Origin of the sequence: Bacillus sp. FSL H8-0545, assembly GCF_038006105.1 — a bacterium.
GTDB lineage: Bacteria > Bacillota > Bacilli > Bacillales > Bacillaceae_G > Bacillus_A > Bacillus_A cereus_U.
Window position 1 is genome coordinate 2,668,262 of sequence record NZ_JBBOUO010000001.1, and the last position, 19,809, is coordinate 2,688,070.

A 19,809-nucleotide genomic window follows, 5' to 3' on the forward strand; every position below is an offset into this window, starting at 1 on the left:
TAAAAATTTATTGTTAAACGATAAATTTCATGTTAGATTAAATAGATAATTAATAAATGAGGTGCTTTATATGAAACAAAGATCAACACTCTTTTTAAAGACAGCTATTATTCTGATTGGAATCCCTGTTCTTGCTTTGTGTATATTTTTAGTTCCTAACATAGGGAATTATGCAGCGGAATTGTATCCCGATATTGCATATATAAAATATCTTATTTTAATCAATCTGTATGCAACGGTGGTACCTTTTTATTTCGCTCTGTATCAAGCTTTTAAACTTGTAAGCTTCATTGACAAGGGTAACGCTTTCTCGAAATTATCTGTTAGAGCTTTAAAAAAGATAAAACAATGTGCAGTAACAATCAGTATTTTATATGTGGTAGGTATGCCACTCTTCTATCTTGTGGCGGAAAGAGATGATGCACCAGGTATTATTATACTTGGCATGCTCCTAATCTTTTCTTCAATGGTTATCGCAGTCTTTGCTGCCGTTCTCCAAAGACTTTTAAAAGATGCGATAGATATAAAATCAGAAAATGATTTAACGGTCTGAGGTGAATAACATGGCAATAATAATTAATATTGATGTAATGCTAGCGAAAAGAAAAATGAGCGTAACTGAACTTTCAGAGAAGGTTGGAATTACAATGGCTAACCTTTCTATATTAAAAAATGGAAAAGCAAAAGCAATTAGAATTTCAACTTTAGATGCTATTTGTAAAGCATTAGAATGCCAACCTGGAGATCTTTTAGAATATCAACCTGAAGATACCGAATAAAAAGAGTCCTTCTTATATGAAGGACTCTTTTTATTGCTCATTACGGCGCAAAATTTATTTGGCCAGTAAACAATAAGATAATCGCGATAATCCAAAAAATAAAGAACGATGAGGAAAGTATTAATGAGATAATTGCAATTGCCTTCTTCTCTGTTTGTTTCGTGATTCCAATTGTTGAAAGTATAATACCTACGCCTGTCAGAGCAATTGTAATATAATCTCCCACTATATTACCCGCATTCGCTATTCTTGTTGGAGTTATAAAAACGAATAAAAAACACATAATTCCGATGAGTAAAGATACATAGCTTATTATGCTGTACTTCTTTTTGGAAACTATTTCTGTTTTCATAATTACCCACCCCTTCTATATAGCTATGAGTTCATATTAGCATGAATAACCATAATTTGGTTAAAATAATAAAAAACAGATAAAGCGGACACTTCCACTTTATCTGTTTTTTATTTAATATATAAACCTGCTATTTCTTCTTTATCATTATAAGTTACGATAAAGGTACGTTGTTCTTTACTATATTTCGCTACAAGAACAACTGTATATAAACCATCTTTTTCTTCAATCGACTTTTTTTCAATCTTTTCGAATGTACCAGCTTTTTCAATTACAGGAGTAAGATCTTTCATTTTCTCCTCTGATAATGCAGTTTTCATCTTGCTATCAAATTTGTCATGCACTTCTTTATACTTAGATTCATTTAGTAACGTTACAATTTCTTCCGCTTTCGGAATAAACTTTTTTGAAGTACTTTCATCTACTTTATTACCAGTACATGCTGCAAGTGCGAACGCCGCAATAGCACTTATAATAATGAGTAACATTCTTTTCATTTTAATACACCCTTTCTTTTTAAGATGAAACTATAACTAAATACAAGTAACGCACAAATTGCTATTGTAACTTCTACAGTAAATATAGCCCTATCTGCTGGTACGTATAGCGGTATGATACCTGCTAGTGCATTTACAGTCCCATGGATGAAAATTGCATATACAACATAACGAAATTTCTTTTGGACAACAGCTTGCAATACAATGAATGACAGACCGACATGGATTAACATCGCAAAGATACGTTCCACTCCACCGACAAAATAACTATCCGTATTTCCGCTAACTGTTTGCGATAATAATAGAGATACTACTGGAATACCGACTATCAACACAGCTTCAATACCACCGTGCCCTACTCCGAATAAAAATCCTGACTGCCAATCTCGTTGTTTCATAAAATAGCGCATTGCAATAAAACGAGCTATCTCTTCAAAAATACCAGCTGACAAACTAAGCATAATCGCAAATAATATAGGCTGCATGACACTAAACATTGAAAAAGCTGTGCTATTTCCATTTAAATAATTCAGTATTGGTATACGGATTAAAATTTGTGATACAACAAATGCCAATACGCCTAGCATATACGGGATATAGCGTTTCTTCCAAAAAGCATATAAAAGTGCAACAAGCGGTAACCCTATACTTATAAACGCTGTAAAAATAAGACCATTCATCTCGTTTCACCTCTTACTTGAAGTGTATAAAAACGATTGAAGAAAGTATGTAGTTATTTCTTATTCGGTTTGATTTCCATCATAAATGGTTATCTATTTTTTTAGTATGAAAGTTTGCGTGAAATGAGGACTCATATAAGTCGTTTCTAGCGTTGCATTATTCGTTTTATTTATAATACGTTTTAATGAGAATAACCCATATCCTCTGCCCTCTTCTTTACTCGAATAATTCTTCTCATAAATTTTTTGCAAATCAATCTCTTTATAATTGGAGCTATTACGAACAACAAAATATTGCTCTGCATCCATTTCAAAAAAGGCAATTTGCAGTACCTTTTCCTCACTATGTACCGCTTCTTCAGTTGCATTATCTAATAAGACTGAAATGATACGAATAAAAGGAACTATAGGCATCGAAACCGTCGCTATTTTTTCCGGAATATCAAGCATTACTTTTATTTGTTGTTGCTGGGCAGTACCCACTTTTGCTCTTAATACACTTTTCACTTCAGGTATATGTATACGAGATAATTTCGCAATATCGAGTTCATGATCATTGATTAATTTTAAAGTAGGAGTAATAACCTCATAATAAACTTGCTCGATTTCATTCACATTTTTTGTACGTATTCCCGCTTCTAACGCAAGTAACACATTAATATAATCGTGGCGGAAACTGGCCAATTCATCATGCATCGATTCTAATTTCTCAACATAATCGAGTAATTCTTTATCTAACCTTGTTTCATGTTCTTCTACCAACTTCTCTTTCGCCAAATGCGAACTCAGTAATACAATAAGTAGTAATACTAAGAACAATATAATTGCTGAAATAAAACTCAATTCACCATATTGCTGATTTAACTTTGCTAAAAAATCAGTGGATGGACTCGTTAAAATTAATCCAATAATAAACCCAATAATTAACAAAATATAAGTAACATAATATAGTGGACTTCCTACTATGTACTGAGCGATACTTTGAATTCGTTTACGAGCTAATACAATACCTATAAAAGTTATGAGCGACACGATAAGATGAATTATACTCGCTGTCCATAAATAGAAATCAAATGGTGTTAACATAAATAGTTTCATACCCACTTCGAGAAATAGCATTTTCACAAGCGTAATAATAACCATGCTAACAAGCGCAAAATATAAATTCCGCATAAAGTTCAATTCATTTTGCATCAATCCTAAACTTATTAGAAATAACACAATTGTACTATTAAGCTCTGGATATCTCGTTACTGTTACGACAATTACAAGTAAAATAATAAATACAACACTTAAAGACGCTAACATTCTATATGACAATCTATTGTACCGGATTAATTGAATGTATAAGAAGGTATGACTCATACTAGTGAGCAAAAGTGCAAACACATCATAAATATACATTACATCTCACCCTTTAACATTGTACGTACTTTACTAACTAAACGCCGCGATACTGGAATTCGTTTCCCACTTTTTAATATCATCATCTTCTGCGTTGTATCATAAGAAGACATTTGTATAATATTCACGACATATGATTGATGACAACGAAATAACCGTTCATCTACTATTTCAATCTCTTTTAATGTTCCATAAAAATAAACGATACGATCTAACGTCACTAAAGCTAAACGATGTGGATCATCGGTCATAATATATTCGACTGCATGAAATGGCAGTCGCACAGTAGCGTTACTATTTTCAACAATAAAATCATCCTTAGGAATAGTAGTCTTATTGCGTGCCTCATATTGAAGCAAACATTGCTCAAATACTTGATATCGTTCTTCATAAGGCAAACCTTTATCAATAAATGTTAAAGCTGATACCATGTATTGATACGAGATCGGTGCAAATTCTGAATGCGTCGTTACAAACACAATAATCCCTTGCGTATCATATTTACGAATTTCTTGCGCTACTTGCAACCCTTTACGTTCTTCTCTTTTTATCTCAATATCTAAAAAATAAATTGGTACATAAGTCGCCCGTGGAATGTTTTTAATAATGTTTTCACTTTTACTAGTTACTTCGATAAAATCGTACGGCAACATATATTTCTCACAAATCTCTTCAACTAACCGCTTCATTTGCTGCGCTTGTATGACATCATCTTCTAAAATGAAAATACTCATATTATCACTCGCCTTATAGAAATCTTTCACTTACTTAAAAAAGTTCAAAAACATAACTCTTTATCTACAGATTTATCTATAACTATATAATTCACATTATTATAACAATCTCCTTCTATACACTTGAAAGTATTAATCCACTATAGTTTTTTTAAACATAGAAAATAACCTCTACTTTCCGAGTAAAAAGTAGAAGTTTTAATCAAGCCGTTTATAAAGAAAACTCTCTATCTCTATCAATAACTACCTTAAAAAACTCAGAGTAATGCGATAAAGAATAGTCCGCTACATCACATTTATCTTGAAACATACATGTTGAAATACCTAATTCCTTCGCAGGCAATAGATCTAACTCTCTATCTCCAATTGCTAGATCAATATTGTGCTTTTTATGTAAATGATCATAAGCTAAAGAGTTCGGTTTTCGAGGGAAACCATCGTCAATTGTAACCATATCGACGAAGTATTTGTCCCATCCATCATACTTTAAGATTTCCATAACTCCTGTCCTATGTTTATGTGTCATAATCACGTTTTTATGCGCAAATTTCAAAATCTCTTCGACACCTTCAAACGGTTTCATATCTTTTGGAGTAAACTGTTTCTTCAAAACTTTAATCTGTTCTTCCTGTTCATTTGAAATGTTGTAATATTGAATTGCGTGGGAATATGATATTTTTAAGTTTTTGTATATTTCTTGTTTATCTACTGCATCACCTAATATTTCAGAAAGCATCATTGTATATGCAGGATACGTATTAAATAACGTCCCATCAAAATCCCATAAAATATTCATTTTATACATCTTCTATTTTGTACTTACATTGTTACATATTGCGTATTACGAAATCCGCCAAATCCCTCGGTGATTCCTTTTCCAAATAATACTCCTCAGCTTTCCAATACCTACTTTGAAACTTTGGAAGGTTCTTCTGCGTTTCCTCACTCTCGCGAAGAAACCTTGTCTCTCTTGAACAATCCAAATACACCATATAATGAAAGAAATTTCTCCATTCTTTTCGCTGCAGAAAAACACCTTCAACAATTATTACACCTACTAAAGGAAGCTGTATTTCTTTCATTTCACATATGTCTGTTTCATCATGATAGAAAGGCAATTGTACTTGTATATCGCTTTGTAACTTCCAAAAAAAGTTTCGCTGCAACCACTCTATATCCCATTGAAGGTTGTAGTACTCATACCATTCTGCAAATCCAGTATTATATCGCTTATTACGCTCAGTAATATGATCGTCAATATGAAAAATATGAAACGGGATTTCACTTTGCTTCAAATCTTCTTCCAACTCTTTAACCAATGTTGTTTTACCTGAACGACTTAGACCATCTATACCTAATATAAATCGCTCATCTTTATGCTCCTTAATAACTTTCATTATTTCACTTGTGCTCATTACTTTTGCCAATCTTCTTTTAATAATGAATAAACGACCGTGTCATGAGCAACATCATTTTGAATCATATATTTTCGAAGTAATCCTTCTTCTTGAAATCCGGCTTTTTTTAATAAATTACGGGAAGCTTCATTTTCTATATATACGACAGCTGCAATTCTTATAAAGTGCAACGTTTCAAATCCGTAAGCTAGCATTGCTTGCAGTGCTTCGGTTGCGTATCCTTGTCCCCAATATGTATCATCTAGCTCATAACCAATTTCAGCTCGTTTATGATGATTGTTAATTAAATGAAATCCACACGTACCAATTAATTGATCTGTGCCTTTCTTCTCTATTCCCCAGCGAAATACACTTCCCTCTTCATTACGCTTTCTAAACGTTTGAATAGTCGTTTTCGCTTGCTCAACATTTTCGAAAGAGTCCATTCCAAAATAACGAATAACGGATTCTTTTGAAAAATAATGGAACATTGTTTCTGCATCTAATAGTGTAAGTTCTCTTAATAGTAAACGTTCTGTTTCTAATTTTGGAAACCCCATCCTCTTTTTCTCCTTCTATTCTAATGAACTACAAATTTCAATATAATTACCGTCTGGGTCAGCAATGTAAGCAATTGTTTGTCCCCACGGTTTTACGATTGGCTCAACTAGAACTTTAACCCCTTGTTCTTTTAATTTCTCAATCGTTTCCTTAACATCATCTACAACAAATCCTATTTCAAAATGAGAAGATTGTAGTACACCTTCTGTAAGAGGTAGTCCCGTTAACTCCTTAACATCCTCTCGTGTATTCATCGCTAAAATTGTTGCTCCTGTTTCAAATTCGATATATGTACCGTGTTCAGCTCTTATTGGTAATTTTAAAATTTCTTTATAAAACTGAAGACATTGTTCAAACTTTTCTACATATAAAATAATGTATTTCATTTTTAAGTTCATAATTATTCCTCCTTTACCTTCACCTCTAAAAATTCGACAAATGTTTTTAAAAACCTTGTACCTTATAGAGACGAGCACAAAAAAATGAGGCCGATTTCTCGGCCCCCAGCTTATTGGCATAAAACAGGAGATTTGGTTTGGACATAACCAGTTCTTACATTTATTATATTTTATTTTTTCTGAATTTTAAATATAATATACACCTATTTATGTTGAGAAAGTTTTTTCTACGTGATCATAAAACTATGTGCATAAAATCATACCGCTTAAGAAATGCTACAAATGGAGGTGTATACATATGGAACCAATGCTATGTCCAAGCTGTAAAACGAACCGAACTCGCTTTAATATTCTTGAGCAACAAGTAAAACCAGTGAAATTAAATCCACAAACTGGTCAAGTAGAAGAAGAATACACAAACGAAACGATGAATGCTTTTCATATGGCTTATCAAGGACCTACTTATCGCGTCCAATGTGCTGTATGCGGGCTTGTTGAAAACCCAGAGCAATTTATAAAACCTGCGCAAAATCAGTCTTTCTCATAAAATCGTTACTATCCCTTATAGAAATAGATTTTTCTATAAGGGATTTTTCCGTTTAATACGGTAATAAAAAATGTATTTCTTCCTTATTATATTTGAAACTCCACACCCTTCTGGTAATATTTACATAAAAGAGGTGAAACAAATGATTTTAAATAAAAAGTTAATGATTCCATTTACATTTCTACTATTAACTTGTCACATAGGCATTTTTTACTTTTGGATCTTCGATTGGAAGAAGATCTCGACCCCTTACGGTCTAGCTATATGGATTATTTCTACTGTTTGCGGCTTTTTACTTTATTACCACTTTAAACATCAAAACTCTAATAAAATAGTATTAATCGGTAGTTCATTATTATTAATCGTTTTTTCATCATTTATGATTTTTTTAGGTATTATCACTGGTATTATCTTTGTAACTGTTAGTTCTATGCCTTAAATATATAGTTTTTTATTGTGTAAAAAAGAGTGAACAAAATAGAATTATGTAAAAATTAAAGAAGATGATTCCGGTAATCATCTTCTTTTAAAATCCAATCTTTATTATAATATTTCGCTTTTCAATTTCTTAATTTTCCAAGAGAGCCTTATAAAGAGATACATCCACATACAACTAACAACCCCCACCATAACTTTCGCCCAAATAGGCACTCTTGATTCTATCGGACTTAAAAATACGTTATACATTGATGGTAATATAGTTGCTAACATAATAACAAAGAATAGTGATAACTCCTTTAGTTTTTGTATCCTCGTCTCCTTTTCTGAATATATATCAGGCAACTCATTTTCCTCTTCTACTTCCTTACAAAAATAATTCCATTTTGTAAAACTCGTTACATGTTTCCACCCACACATTTCATATATATCAATATATTCTTTTTGTTTTTCTTTTGAATCTTTATAATCCAATCTGAAATCCGCTTTATATACTACATCTTTCGGCTTAGTTTTCTTAAATGTATACATTATATTATATTTTTGTAATGCCCAGCCTTGTTGGTGCATATTCCGTAAAAAAGCTTCTTCTTTTTCTACGCTCCATACCGCGAAAGGTTTGAATATCTTCTTTGTCTCCATCTTCCATTCACTCCCCTAATATACTGTTTCCATTTCTTACAGATCTCTGCAACCTGTTATACTCTAGCTCTAACACTTCTCTACCAAACGGCGTTAACTCATAGCACTTCTTTCTGTCTGTTGAGGCAACTTCAACAATTAACTTTTCTTTTAATAACTTCGTCGTATTCCCATATAAAGTACCAGGACCTAGCTTTACTTCCCCATTTGTCATCTCTTCTACCATTTGCATAATTCCATAGCCATGCATTGGCTTTACGAGTGACAATAGTATGTAATACGTTGCCTCGGTTAATGGAATATATTTTTGTGCTTTCACATTCATTATAACTACCTCCGATACATCGCCTTATGATATATCGACTTACGATACATCGTATACCGATATTGTATAATCATATTCCAAAATATGCAAGAGTAATTTAATAATTAAATATCTATTTCTTCGGATTAAAAAATCATACCAATTTTCTGAATAATTTGTTAAAATATAGAAATACTAACTCTTTTATTATGGAAGGAATGTTACATATGATAAATAAATTAAAAGAAAATATAGGGTCTGTTTTTGTCGGTAAGGAGAATATTATTGATCTACTACTCGTTTCATTACTTGCTGACGGACATGTACTACTTGAAGATGTGCCTGGTACTGGGAAAACTTTGTTAGCAAAAACCATTTCAAAAAGCATTGGTGGTAATTTTTCTCGCGTTCAATTTACCCCTGATGTACTTCCGAGTGATGTAACAGGTATTGAATATTTCAATCCGAAAACGAGTGAATTCGAATTAAGACTTGGACCAGTTATGACAAATATTTTACTTGCAGATGAAATTAACCGTGCGATGCCAAGAACACAGTCTAGTTTGTTAGAAGCGATGGAAGAACGACAAGTAACGCTTGAAAAGCAGTCTACTCCTCTTCCAAAACCGTTTTTTGTTATTGCGACGCAAAATCCGATTGAATCACAAGGAACTTTCCCTCTTCCAGATGCACAGCTTGATCGCTTTTTAATGACGATTTCAATTGGTTATCCGTCTCCTGAAGATGAGCTAAAAATGATGCGTCGTTTTCGTAGCGTTGCACCTTTAGAAAGCGTCACATCTGTCATTTCTTTAGAGGACATTTTAGAAGCGCAGCAACAAGTGAAAGAAATTTTCGTATCAGAACCGTTAGAACACTATATTATTAAACTTGCTCACGCTACAAGAAATCATGATTACATTGCCAATGGTGTAAGCCCACGTGCTACATTAGCTTTAGTACGTGCTGTTCAAGCATTAGCCTTTTTACGCGGCAGAGAATATTGCACGCCTGAAGATATACAATTTTTAGTTCCTTCTGTTTGGAATCACCGTATCGTCTTATCAATGGAAGGTGCATTACGTACGACAAAAAACGAATTAATGCAAAGGATTTTAAAAGAAGTTGACGTACCCGTGGAGATTGAGCAAGCATGAATGGACAGCGCGTTGTAACTGTACCTTTATTTTTTCAAATCCACATTATTCAATTAACTGTGCCCATCGCTTTACTATTTACGTTTTTTCTACCGCAACGAATTATTATGTTTCTCTTTTTCTTCTACTATTTATTTGCGATTTTTATTTATAAATATGTTGCTTACATAGAGAAAAGATTTCAAGTTATAAATGAAAAACAAACAACTCGGCTTTTCCCTGATGAATCCGGACAGTTTTTTATTCATTTAAAAAATGGGGCAAATATACCACTCGTTAACGGTGTTTGTTATTTTCATTTAAATTCGTCCCTTATACCGCATAAAGATCAAGGGATTGAACAGATATCAAAAACGTTATTTTCTTTCCCATTTTCACAACCTGCTCATTCAGCGCAAAAATGGGATTTAACATTAACCGCAACGAAGCGTGGTGTCTTTCAAATTGAACAATTTGAATGTGTTTTAAAAGACCCTTTTCATTTATTAACTGTCCATTTACCTGTTTTCGATAAATTAAAGACTGAAATTATTGTATACCCTACTCCTAAAGAAGTAGCCGGTTTACAAGAACTCCAGCAACTATTAACAGGTTCGTATCGAACGAATTTCTCTTTTTACAATGATGAAACATCCATTATCGGTGTTAAACGATATGAACGTGAATCTTTCCGCTCTATTCATTGGAAAGCGTCTGCTAAAATGCAGGCGTTACAAGCGAAGCAATATGAACCTGTAAAAAATTATAGTTGGACGATTTGTCTTTCTTTAGCTGCTGATCGAGGATTCGGTTGGAAAGAGAATATAGAAGACCTTATTTCATTTACCACATACATTTGTCAATTCGCAACGAAGCATCAAATTCCGTTTGAGTTATTTATTAGTGTTTTAGCAGAAGGTGGTGCATTACATTTACCGTTAAATGAAGGACAAACGCAATATGCAAAAGCTTTAGAGGAATTAGCACGTATTACAGATGATAGTACACTACTTCCGAAACAAGGATTTCTTCACTATGTAACGAGAAAAAGAGAACGCTCGTCTACAATGATATACATTGGTTTGCAGAAGAATGAGCTTCCTCTTCTATCTCAGCCTACGTTTCTCATTAATAATGAAGGGATGGTGGAACCAGTTGAAAACTTGGCTCTATCACGTTAATGACTTTATTCTGCTCCTCCTTCTTTCATTATTAACGGAAAGAGATGAACTCATTGGTATTGCTATATTTTTAGCGACCGGTTATGTAGGAGTATTTCTTATTCATAAACTAATGAAGAAAAAAACAACAGGATTCGTAATACTTTTAGTTATTCAAATAGTCGGTTTTTCTTTATTTCTACCGTTTTCTCTTTTTGGCACAATTATATTACCACTATTTTTCTTTATCGTACACGCGGTCGGACCTGGATATCCGGTTCAAAAATCGTTAGGCGGTATTGTATGGTTTGTCGTTACAGCTATATTTTATGCACCCTTTCCGCCGTTATGGAAATTATTAATGTTAGCCTTACACTTAATGATTACATTTTGGCTAACCGGGGCAAATCGTAAACAACAACTATTACGTTTCGCTTCTATCATTACGATTGGTGTAATGAGTATGTTAATTGTTCAAGTGTTCCCTTTTATTCGACTTATGTTTGGTTTTATGACTGAATTTATCGCATTGGGAGTCGGCTATGCTCTAATGCCATTAATTAAAGCAGCTGAAATGAAAGATACAGAAGGAGTTTGGGCAAATAAAGGACATCTCTTAAACCCTCGAATTGAAGACGGTAAAAAACTTCCTGACTTTGACCCGATACTCATAAATAGCGCTACAATAATAGTCTGTACAGTCATTGCTATTTATGTCGTAAGGAAAATAGTAAAAAATCGAAAACATTTAAGTTTACCAAATATACCAGTCTTCGAATCTACAATCATTACTGATAAAGAAGGAATTAGCCAAAAACGTATGAAGCGAAATAACCCACCACATAATGAGATTCGAAAAGAAATTTTCAAACTTGAGAGTAAACTATCCCCTCCTTTAAATCGTGAACGAGGAGAAACTGTTGAAGCTTGGCTAGAAAGAGTAAATCATGAAGAAGAGGTAAATATTCAGAGTCATATCATTATAGATGCTTATAATGCAGTACGTTATTCAAACAGTGAAAATGCTGTGCTTTTGCATGAATTTAAGGAAGAGGTTCATAAGCTTTATGCTTATCAGAAGAGTTTGAAGAAGAAGAGAAAATAATGTATACAAAAAGACTCCTATTAAACTAGGAGTCTTTTTGTATAAAAGTCCACGTTGCTTTTCACAAATTATGCTTTTTTTCCTGCTTCAATTTCTAAAGATTCTTCATGCCACCAAAGTGTTTCTTCAGGATCCTCTTTAGCGATTTGATGTGCTTCTTTCTTCGATTCTACGGTAGGATAAGATCCTTTTAATGCACGTCCTGATGTTGTAACAAACAGTACACTAAATACAACTAATCCAATTACACTTACACCTGTTAAATAAAATGCTGGTGCCAGTGGATTACCAGTAGCATGAACTAAGTATGAACATACAAGCGGCGTTGTACCACCGAATATGGATACAGAAATATTAAAGGAGATAGAAAGTGCACGATAACGTACATCGGTGAAAAAGAGTGCTGGTAATAACGAAGGCAATGTTCCTTCATAAACACTAAGGAAGAAACCTAAGACGAAAATACCCGCAAACATGGCTACAATATGTCCGTTACCAATTAATAAAAATGCTGGAATTGAACATAATGCTAAACCAAGTAAACCAATTTGTACTACGCGTTTATTACCTACTTTATCACTTAATTTACCGAAATAAAGTGCCAGTGGAATCATAAGTGCCATCGTAATTGAAATAATTAATAAGCCAGTTGTTTCTTTGACTTTTAGTACTTGTGTTAGATAAGAAGGAATATACGAAAGGATCATATAGTTTGTAATGTTAAAGAAGGCAACAATTACTGTGCTTAATAAGAAGTCTTTTTTGTGATATTTTAATATATCCATAAATGAAAATTGTTCGTTGTCTTCAGATTCCTCTTGTGCTTTTTCCATCTCTTGAAAGATTGGAGATTCATCTAAATGACGTCGTAAATATAAACCGACCAAACCAATTGGTGCAGCAATTAAGAAAGGAATACGCCATCCCCAGCTGAGCATTTGCTCATCTGTTAATAATAACGTCAAAATGGTAACAATTACCGAGGCAGCAATGTAACCTGAGAGTGTTCCAATTTCAAGACCACTACCGAGTATACCACGCTTTTTATCTGGAGAAGATTCTGCGATATAAACCATTGCTCCTGAATATTCGCCGCCTGTAGAGAAGCCTTGAATCATTCGAGCAACTAAAAGTAGTATTGGTGCCCATACACCAATTTGTTCATAGGTTGGTAGTAATGCGATGAATAATGTAGAAAGTGCCATTAAAATAATAGTTGTACTTAAAACGATCTTTCGGCCGTATTTATCTCCTATTCTACCAAAGAAAATACCTCCGATTGGTCGAACGAGAAAGGCCGCTGCAAATGTACCAAATGTAAGTACAAGTTGCAAACCACTATTATTCACACCTGAGAAGAATAATTGACTTAATATTACCGCTAAATACGCGTATAATCCAAAGTCAAACCACTCCATTGCATTCCCAATGCCAGTAGCAACAACTGCTTTCCTAGCTTGTTTAGGATTGACAATATTAACGTCTTGAGGTTCAAAATTTAAATCATTATTTTGTTGCATATAGTAAAACAGCCCCTTATTTAATTTAACTTCTTTCAGCACACCTTCTCTTACTAGAATAAATTCAATACGAAGCACTTAAGGAAAAGCAACGTCTCCTTATCTGTTATTATTGTTTCACATAATTAATTATTTGTCCAATTAGATTCTTTCTAGATTAAGTAATTAAGTATTTTAAAAAGCTGAAAAAGCGCTGTATGAGTGCCTTTTTCAGCTTTTTATTTTAATATATAAATTTATTTTTTGTCCCTATTTTCTTCCTGTACGAATTATAAATAAGGTACTTTTTATATTTGTATTTTCATCAAAATTCTTAAACACTTGCTATAGCTGCCACACTATGAATAGCGAATATAAATTCATTAATAAATGCATCAATTTCCTCTTTCGTAATTATATACGGGGGAAGTAAACGGATGATATTCCCTTGTGTAACATCGACTAACATCCCTTTCTCCATTAATTCTAACTGTAATTTCTTTACGTTTTCATTTGTATCATTCATACTAATTCCAAACATCATACCAGCATGACGTACTTCCTGAATATAATAAGAATTTTCTTTCTGAATTTCTTGCAGTTTTTCATTCAAATATAGTGAAGTTTCATATGCTTCTTCCATTAAACCATCATCAATTAATGTTGTTAATACCGTTAAACCTAAAGCCGTTCCGATTGATGAATGAGCAAACGTTGTTCCATGATCTCCTGGTGAAAATACATTACATAACTTTTCACCTACAATGATTCCTCCTAGCGGTATCCCGCCTCCTGCTCCTTTACCAAATTGAATAATGTCTGGTGTAATATTGAAATTTTGATAAGCAAATAGTTTCCCAGTTCTGCCCATACCACTTTGTACTTCATCGACTATGAGGAGTACATTATACTTTTCACACAGGAGCTGAATCCCTTCTAAATATTCACTTGATAAAGGATAGATCCCACCGCTTCCTAAAACAGGCTCTAGCATAATTGCAATGGGATGTTCATTAACAATTGTATCTTCTAATTCCTTTATATTTTCACGCTCCACTTCATATACAGGAATGGATGTTTTCGGGAAATTTTGATAAACATTTTCTTGTCTCGTAAAATGAAGAGCCCCTAATGTTCGCCCGTGGAAACTATCTTTCAGTACAACGACTCCTTCACGCTCTTCATTCGTAATAGATCTATATTTATCAATTAATTTTAATGTCGTTTCTGTCGCTTCTGTACCAGAGTTTGTAAAAAAAACTTTTCCATTTTTTAAAGAGCAATCAACTAATCTCTTTGCATACTCAATCGCAACTGGATTTAAAAAATGAAATGGAAGATGCAACGATTTCGTAACTTGCTCCATGGTCGTTTGCACAATTTTAGGATGATTATATCCTAATACGTTTACTCCTACGCCAGAAAATAAATCTAAATACTCTTTACCCTCCACATCATACAGTTTACAACCTTCTCCTCTTTCTATCGCAACCTCCGTGCGACAATACGTAGGCATCATATATTCTTTATCTAATTGAAACCAATCCGACATGTTAAATTCCTCCTAGTTATTTTTCCCGTTTTTTATATTCATTATCTATACAATCATTTATAAATTAACTTTTAAGATTGAAATTTTAATAGTGATTTTCTTCTACCTTTTACTAAAACGTGTTATTTCTCTTCCCGATATTCATTTTTCCATAATTTCTTCTATTTCAACAGGTCCACTGTATGTGCCTTTTTTTCATCTAGCGGTATGTTACTAATTTGAACTTCGTATGTAATACATAATCAAGGCTAAAGAATCATATTTAGTAACAATCAACGAAAAAATTTTGGAGGCTATATCGATGAATGAAAAACATGATAAACAGAGGCAATCTTTATTAGGAGAAGACTTAAATAGCAATCGAGAACTTAATGAACCAGCTAAACTTCACTCTCAAACAGTTGGTTCACGTGGACCTATTTTAAAGCAAGATAATGTACTGCACGAGGCGTTACAAGAATTTATTCATGAAAAGATTTTAGAAAGACCTGTTCATGTAAAAGGATTTGGTGCATTTGGTTATTTCCAAACGATATATCCGATGGCTGAACATACAAAACTTAGCTTTTTACAAAATTCAAATGAGAAAATTCCTGTTATGGTGCGATTTTCATTAGCTGTTAGTACGAAAGGAACACCTGATACTTCTAGAAATGTACGCGGTTTTGCTACAAAATTTTATACTAAAGAAGGCGTATTTGATCTTTTATGTAATCACCTTCCTGTCTTTTCTGTTCGTGATCCGATGCGTTTCCCTGAAACTATTAACGCGTTATTGCCTTCACCTAAAAATAACTTACTAGATCCTAATAGATTTTGGAGTTTTGTCGCTAGAGCACCCGAATCCATTCATTTTGTTGTCCGTTTATACTCTGATGCTGGTACGGCAAAAAGTCTTCGCCACATCCCAGGACATAGTGTAAATACATATGTTTGGAGAAATGCTCAAGGTTATCGAAAGTACGTAAAGTATCATTGGTATCCATTTGAAGGTGTACAATCCATTACTAGTGAGGAAGCAAATAAACTAGCTGCCGAAAATCCTGATTATAGTGGAAAAGATTTATACGATGCAATTGAGGCTGGTAAACCAGTGGAATATGGTTTATATGTCCAGCTCATGGATCCAAAAGATGAAGCACATCTTTCTTATGACCCTTTAGATGATACAAAAGTATGGGATGAAAAGGAGTATCCTCTTATGCCCGTAGGCAAAATGGTATTAAATAAAAATCCTGAAAATTATATGGAACAAGTAGAAAAAGTCTCCTTCTCCCCTTCTAATTTACTAGACGGTGCAGAACTATCAGATGATAAAATGCTGCAAGGTCGCGCTAATATTTATAGTGATTCTCAAAGAAGAAGAATTGGACCCGAATTTCGTAAATTAGCGATCAACCAACAGCAAGATTGGACACCCGCTAATCAAATTACAAGCGGTGACGGAAGATACGTTGAAGGAAAACTCGAAAGAACTTCTATAACTAAGCAAGATGATTTTGGGCAGGCTGGTGAATTTTATGCGAAGTTATCACACATTGAAAAAGAACATCTTGCTGAAAATTTAGCTAATGATTTGAAAGTTATATCCAATGATATTAGGAAGATAGTTTTGGGGTATTTCGATCAAGTATCAACTGATTTGAAAACAAGCATTGAGACAAAAATGAAAGAGCATTAAGAAGATTAAAACATGCTTTACGAATGAGAATTCAAATCTATATTAATTATTTTCTTGTCAAAATCCAATGAGGTTATTTAATTTAAAAATATAAAGCCAATATACCCCTGTTCTATAATTAGAACAGGGGTATATTGAAGTAGTTTAACGTTTAACATTAACTACTTTACTTAGCTAAAAAATGCAATAAGTAGCCTTTCAAAACAAACTATAGTAAATTATTTTACTTGCACTGTATAATTCCCTGTTCCACCGCCATACTTATATACACTTAAGTAATATTTCCCTGGCTTCGCATTATAATTTCCAAGCAATTTGTTTCCATCACGTTTTGTTGCATAAGCTACATAATTATTTAGATCTGATTCAGAATATAATACCCAGTTCAGTCCAAGGTTTTGTTCGTTCGTAACAGAAATCTGTAAATCTTTTTGATCCTTTACATCGATAACAAATTTATCCCCCTGATCTTGATCGCTTAAGTTTCCTCTTAATAAAGTGTTCAAAGATAGTGGATTCGCTGTATCAAATGAATTATTCGGTTCTTTTTCTACAGCCGTACCTTCTTCCGTATTCAGCCCGCTAAATACAACATCATATTCAAATTGTCCAGCATTATTTACACGGTAATTTACAAAATAAGCAGTCAATGTTTTATATCCCGTCCACTCTTTTCCTGAAAGACGTTTCAACATATCATTCGTTGCTTGATTCATTACTTTCCAATCCTCAATCTCTCCTTTTGTCGCACTTCCAGTATATGTCCCCTGTAGTGTAAATGTATTAAAGAATTGTGATTTATTCTTTGTTACTTTCACATCTTTTAACTTTGATTCATTAGTGATATCTGAAGTAACGTCCGAAAGCGATTTTGGATCATGCTGCGCTAAGTACTCATCTGATACTTGTGGAATTGTATACTTATCACGATTATCAATAAGCATTTGCATATAAGATTGATATTCTTCATTTAATTTATTATCTTTGCTTAATGTAGAACGGTATGCGTCGTAACTTGAAACATCATTTGCACGAATTAAATCATGCACTTTATCGAACATTTCAGGACGGTTATTATACATATATGATTGCAATGCAAACGAATAGTTATAAAAATCAAACGTTCCATATTTCGCATTTAATGTTTGTGCTGCTGTGTATCGTTTTGCAGGATCATTAGATAATCCACCAATTATACTTTTTCGCGGTACTACACTATCTAATCGCGTTGCACCTGCAAAGAACTCTGCATTCCCTTCTTCAAACCATGTTAAACGTTCATTTTGATACATTTCCCCTTGGCCCCATAATCCCTGAACCTCGTACCTTCCCTGTAAGTAGTGCGTAAATTCATGGCGGAATAATTCTTCCAAACTATAAATACTTTGCTGTGGTGTACGTTCATATGTAAAGAAAGTCCCTGTTCCTTCAATGTACATTCCACCATTATTCGTTTCATATCCGTACAGTTGACGATTAAATTGATACTCATCTGGACTATTATAAATAACCATCGTTAACACGTCATCAACATGTCCACTTTCAAGTGGGTTATCACTACCAACTGTACGATAAAATTGAGAGCGTACTTCTTTTGCCGCCCAGTATAGACGTTTAATTTTCTCTTCGCTAACTTTATCCCCAGCCTTAAAGACAATCGCTCCATCATCAAATGTATACGTTTTCGGTAAATATTTCTTTTTTCCATCTTCTCGGATTTGATCTAAACTTATTGTTTTTCCGTTCGCATCTACTCCTCCGTAATTTGTAGTAATTTGTTCTGCTGCAACAAAATATTGCTCCCCTAAATGTGGATAAATCCTCATCGCTTCTGTAACAACTTGTTGTCCTTTTGTTGGCGTACTATGAAGCTTTCCTAATCGACCAGCATAGTAAATTCCGTTATTAATTAACCATCCATTTTTATCTGATACAGTACCAATTAGTGCGAAACGACTTACTTCATTAATAAAGTTATCGATATTTCGATACCACATCGTATCTTTCGGCTTTTTTCCAGTCGTGTACATATCCGTCTGAATATCAAAGTCAATTCCCTTCATCAACTCATATATAGCGTCTCCTTTTGTTCGGTCTTCAATGAAAGTTGCAATGTTATCGTTATATTGTTTAAAAATTTCACCTGCATATAAAACCGTTTCAACATCAGCCGATGCATTTCCAATTAATTTTCCATATGATGAAATAACTTTATTTTGTTCTGATGTACCAAGTTTGAAATTCGGATTTTTTGCAATTGTTTTTAAAGCCGGTAAACATTTATCATGGTAGCTACGCTCATTTAGTTTGCTTAATTCATCATGGTAAAAACCTAAATAAAATGCTGCACGTAGAGCTTCTACTAATGTTTCAATCCCTTTTGAATCATCTTTCGTATAAGCTTGTCCTTGTTCTGCTAGTTTATTAATAATCGCTTGCATTCGGCTATCATCTTGATAGAATTTGAGACTATCACTATTAAACTGAAATAATTCCGGAATTTGATACCAATTAATTGTCACAAGAAGATCAGTTAATTGTTTGTTACTTAATTGATTTAACTCAGCCATCGAATACTTTTTTTCTTCAGCTAACGGTTTAACATCCTCGTTTGGTGCTAGCGGACGCTGCGATAAATCCGATAACTTTAACCGTTTTGTAAAAGATGCATTTTCTTGTACTTTTGAAGAGTGTGCCAACTCATCAACGGATTTCTGTATGCCTACCGGCTCCATTTGTAATACGTTCTTCACATTTTTTTCTTTTGTCTCTGCTTGAATTTGCAAACCATTACATGATATTGTCACTAGTCCAACACCAAGAATCAACTTAGAAATTTTTGAATATTTAACCATACCATTGCCCCCTAATAATTTTAAAGAAAATTCTGAATTTTAAAACCAGAACATACTTATTTGTATGTACTTACAGTTCCGCTATAAA

Annotated in this window: 22 protein-coding genes; 8 read left to right on the top strand and 14 right to left on the bottom strand. The window is 33.5% G+C overall.

Annotated features, from left to right (window positions below; translation table 11 throughout):
• Positions 1-70: 70 nt before the first annotated feature.
• Both MHI07_RS13930 and MHI07_RS13935 read left to right on the top strand, forming a co-directional pair.
• On the top strand, positions 71-553 hold the full coding sequence (locus tag MHI07_RS13930; RefSeq protein WP_340824467.1) for a DUF2975 domain-containing protein: 483 nt from the start codon (positions 71-73) through the stop codon (positions 551-553).
• A gap of 10 nt (positions 554-563) precedes the next feature.
• Complete coding sequence (locus MHI07_RS13935) at positions 564-779, top strand: helix-turn-helix domain-containing protein (protein ID WP_002110519.1); 216 nt, start codon at positions 564-566, stop codon at positions 777-779.
• A 40-nt stretch (positions 780-819) separates the two neighbouring features.
• Here the strand turns inward: MHI07_RS13935 and MHI07_RS13940 are convergent, their stop codons facing one another.
• From MHI07_RS13940 to MHI07_RS13980, 9 genes are all read right to left on the bottom strand, one after another.
• Positions 820-1,131, bottom strand: a complete 312-nt coding sequence (locus MHI07_RS13940; RefSeq protein ID WP_002110521.1) for a hypothetical protein — start codon at positions 1,129-1,131, stop codon at positions 820-822.
• Between the two features lie 110 nt (positions 1,132-1,241).
• The gene (locus tag MHI07_RS13945) at positions 1,242-1,628 is read right to left on the bottom strand and encodes a DUF3887 domain-containing protein (RefSeq protein WP_340824469.1); all 387 of its coding nucleotides are present in this window, start codon (positions 1,626-1,628) and stop codon (positions 1,242-1,244) included.
• A complete protein-coding gene (locus MHI07_RS13950; RefSeq protein ID WP_078174267.1) occupies positions 1,625-2,308 on the bottom strand; it encodes a YhfC family glutamic-type intramembrane protease in 684 nt (227 codons plus the stop codon). The genes MHI07_RS13945 and MHI07_RS13950 overlap by 4 nt, the downstream gene beginning before the upstream one ends.
• A gap of 93 nt (positions 2,309-2,401) precedes the next feature.
• On the bottom strand, positions 2,402-3,712 hold the full coding sequence (locus MHI07_RS13955; protein ID WP_016127181.1) for a GHKL domain-containing protein: 1,311 nt from the start codon (positions 3,710-3,712) through the stop codon (positions 2,402-2,404).
• Complete coding sequence (locus MHI07_RS13960; protein WP_002165542.1) at positions 3,712-4,446, bottom strand: response regulator transcription factor; 735 nt, start codon at positions 4,444-4,446, stop codon at positions 3,712-3,714. The genes MHI07_RS13955 and MHI07_RS13960 overlap by 1 nt, the downstream gene beginning before the upstream one ends.
• A 211-nt stretch (positions 4,447-4,657) precedes the next feature.
• Positions 4,658-5,242, bottom strand: coding sequence for an HAD-IA family hydrolase (locus MHI07_RS13965; RefSeq protein ID WP_340824477.1), 585 nt, complete (start codon positions 5,240-5,242; stop codon positions 4,658-4,660).
• A 31-nt stretch (positions 5,243-5,273) separates the two neighbouring features.
• Complete coding sequence (locus MHI07_RS13970; RefSeq protein WP_340824479.1) at positions 5,274-5,861, bottom strand: kinase; 588 nt, start codon at positions 5,859-5,861, stop codon at positions 5,274-5,276.
• Complete coding sequence (locus MHI07_RS13975; protein WP_002200088.1) at positions 5,861-6,403, bottom strand: GNAT family N-acetyltransferase; 543 nt, start codon at positions 6,401-6,403, stop codon at positions 5,861-5,863. Before MHI07_RS13975 ends, MHI07_RS13970 begins: the two co-directional genes overlap by 1 nt.
• Positions 6,404-6,418: 15 nt before the next feature.
• Positions 6,419-6,802, bottom strand: a complete 384-nt coding sequence (locus tag MHI07_RS13980; protein WP_070139481.1) for a VOC family protein — start codon at positions 6,800-6,802, stop codon at positions 6,419-6,421.
• Positions 6,803-7,100: 298 nt separating this feature from the next.
• Between MHI07_RS13980 and MHI07_RS13985 the strand changes: the two genes are divergently transcribed.
• Both MHI07_RS13985 and MHI07_RS13990 read left to right on the top strand, forming a co-directional pair.
• Positions 7,101-7,349, top strand: a complete 249-nt coding sequence (locus tag MHI07_RS13985) for a hypothetical protein (RefSeq protein WP_000433610.1) — start codon at positions 7,101-7,103, stop codon at positions 7,347-7,349.
• 142 nt (positions 7,350-7,491) lie between these two features.
• Entirely contained in the window at positions 7,492-7,788 is a 297-nt protein-coding gene (locus MHI07_RS13990) for a hypothetical protein (RefSeq protein ID WP_340824482.1), read from the top strand.
• Between the two features lie 104 nt (positions 7,789-7,892).
• Here MHI07_RS13990 and MHI07_RS13995 read toward each other — a convergent pair whose 3' ends face one another.
• Both MHI07_RS13995 and MHI07_RS14000 read right to left on the bottom strand, forming a co-directional pair.
• On the bottom strand, positions 7,893-8,429 hold the full coding sequence (locus MHI07_RS13995) for a DUF2812 domain-containing protein (RefSeq protein WP_002110529.1): 537 nt from the start codon (positions 8,427-8,429) through the stop codon (positions 7,893-7,895).
• Positions 8,430-8,436: 7 nt separating this feature from the next.
• Positions 8,437-8,754, bottom strand: coding sequence for a PadR family transcriptional regulator (locus tag MHI07_RS14000; protein ID WP_002110530.1), 318 nt, complete (start codon positions 8,752-8,754; stop codon positions 8,437-8,439).
• A 206-nt stretch (positions 8,755-8,960) separates the two neighbouring features.
• On the opposite strand from MHI07_RS14000, the gene MHI07_RS14005 reads away from it, so the two are divergent.
• From MHI07_RS14005 to MHI07_RS14015, 3 genes are read left to right on the top strand one after another with little or no spacing between them, the layout of a single operon-like run.
• Positions 8,961-9,890 carry an AAA family ATPase gene (locus MHI07_RS14005; RefSeq protein ID WP_002161339.1) on the top strand — a complete coding sequence of 310 codons (930 nt, stop codon included), beginning with the start codon at positions 8,961-8,963 and terminating at the stop codon, positions 9,888-9,890.
• A complete protein-coding gene (locus MHI07_RS14010; RefSeq protein ID WP_002161338.1) occupies positions 9,887-11,050 on the top strand; it encodes a DUF58 domain-containing protein in 1,164 nt (387 codons plus the stop codon). Before MHI07_RS14005 ends, MHI07_RS14010 begins: the two co-directional genes overlap by 4 nt.
• The gene (locus MHI07_RS14015; RefSeq protein ID WP_002161337.1) at positions 11,025-12,134 is read left to right on the top strand and encodes a DUF4018 domain-containing protein; all 1,110 of its coding nucleotides are present in this window, start codon (positions 11,025-11,027) and stop codon (positions 12,132-12,134) included. The genes MHI07_RS14010 and MHI07_RS14015 overlap by 26 nt, the downstream gene beginning before the upstream one ends.
• A 68-nt stretch (positions 12,135-12,202) precedes the next feature.
• Here the strand turns inward: MHI07_RS14015 and MHI07_RS14020 are convergent, their stop codons facing one another.
• Positions 12,203-13,654 carry an MFS transporter gene (locus tag MHI07_RS14020; protein ID WP_033711045.1) on the bottom strand — a complete coding sequence of 484 codons (1,452 nt, stop codon included), beginning with the start codon at positions 13,652-13,654 and terminating at the stop codon, positions 12,203-12,205.
• Between the two features lie 313 nt (positions 13,655-13,967).
• On the bottom strand, positions 13,968-15,185 hold the full coding sequence (locus MHI07_RS14025) for an aspartate aminotransferase family protein (RefSeq protein WP_340824492.1): 1,218 nt from the start codon (positions 15,183-15,185) through the stop codon (positions 13,968-13,970).
• 301 nt (positions 15,186-15,486) lie between these two features.
• Here MHI07_RS14025 and MHI07_RS14030 point away from each other — a divergent pair, with 301 nt between their 5' ends.
• A complete protein-coding gene (locus tag MHI07_RS14030; protein ID WP_215578881.1) occupies positions 15,487-16,866 on the top strand; it encodes a catalase in 1,380 nt (459 codons plus the stop codon).
• Between the two features lie 218 nt (positions 16,867-17,084).
• On the opposite strand, the gene MHI07_RS14035 is transcribed toward MHI07_RS14030, so the two are convergent.
• Positions 17,085-19,721, bottom strand: a complete 2,637-nt coding sequence (locus MHI07_RS14035) for a collagenase ColA (protein ID WP_340824496.1) — start codon at positions 19,719-19,721, stop codon at positions 17,085-17,087.
• Positions 19,722-19,809 lie beyond the last annotated feature (88 nt).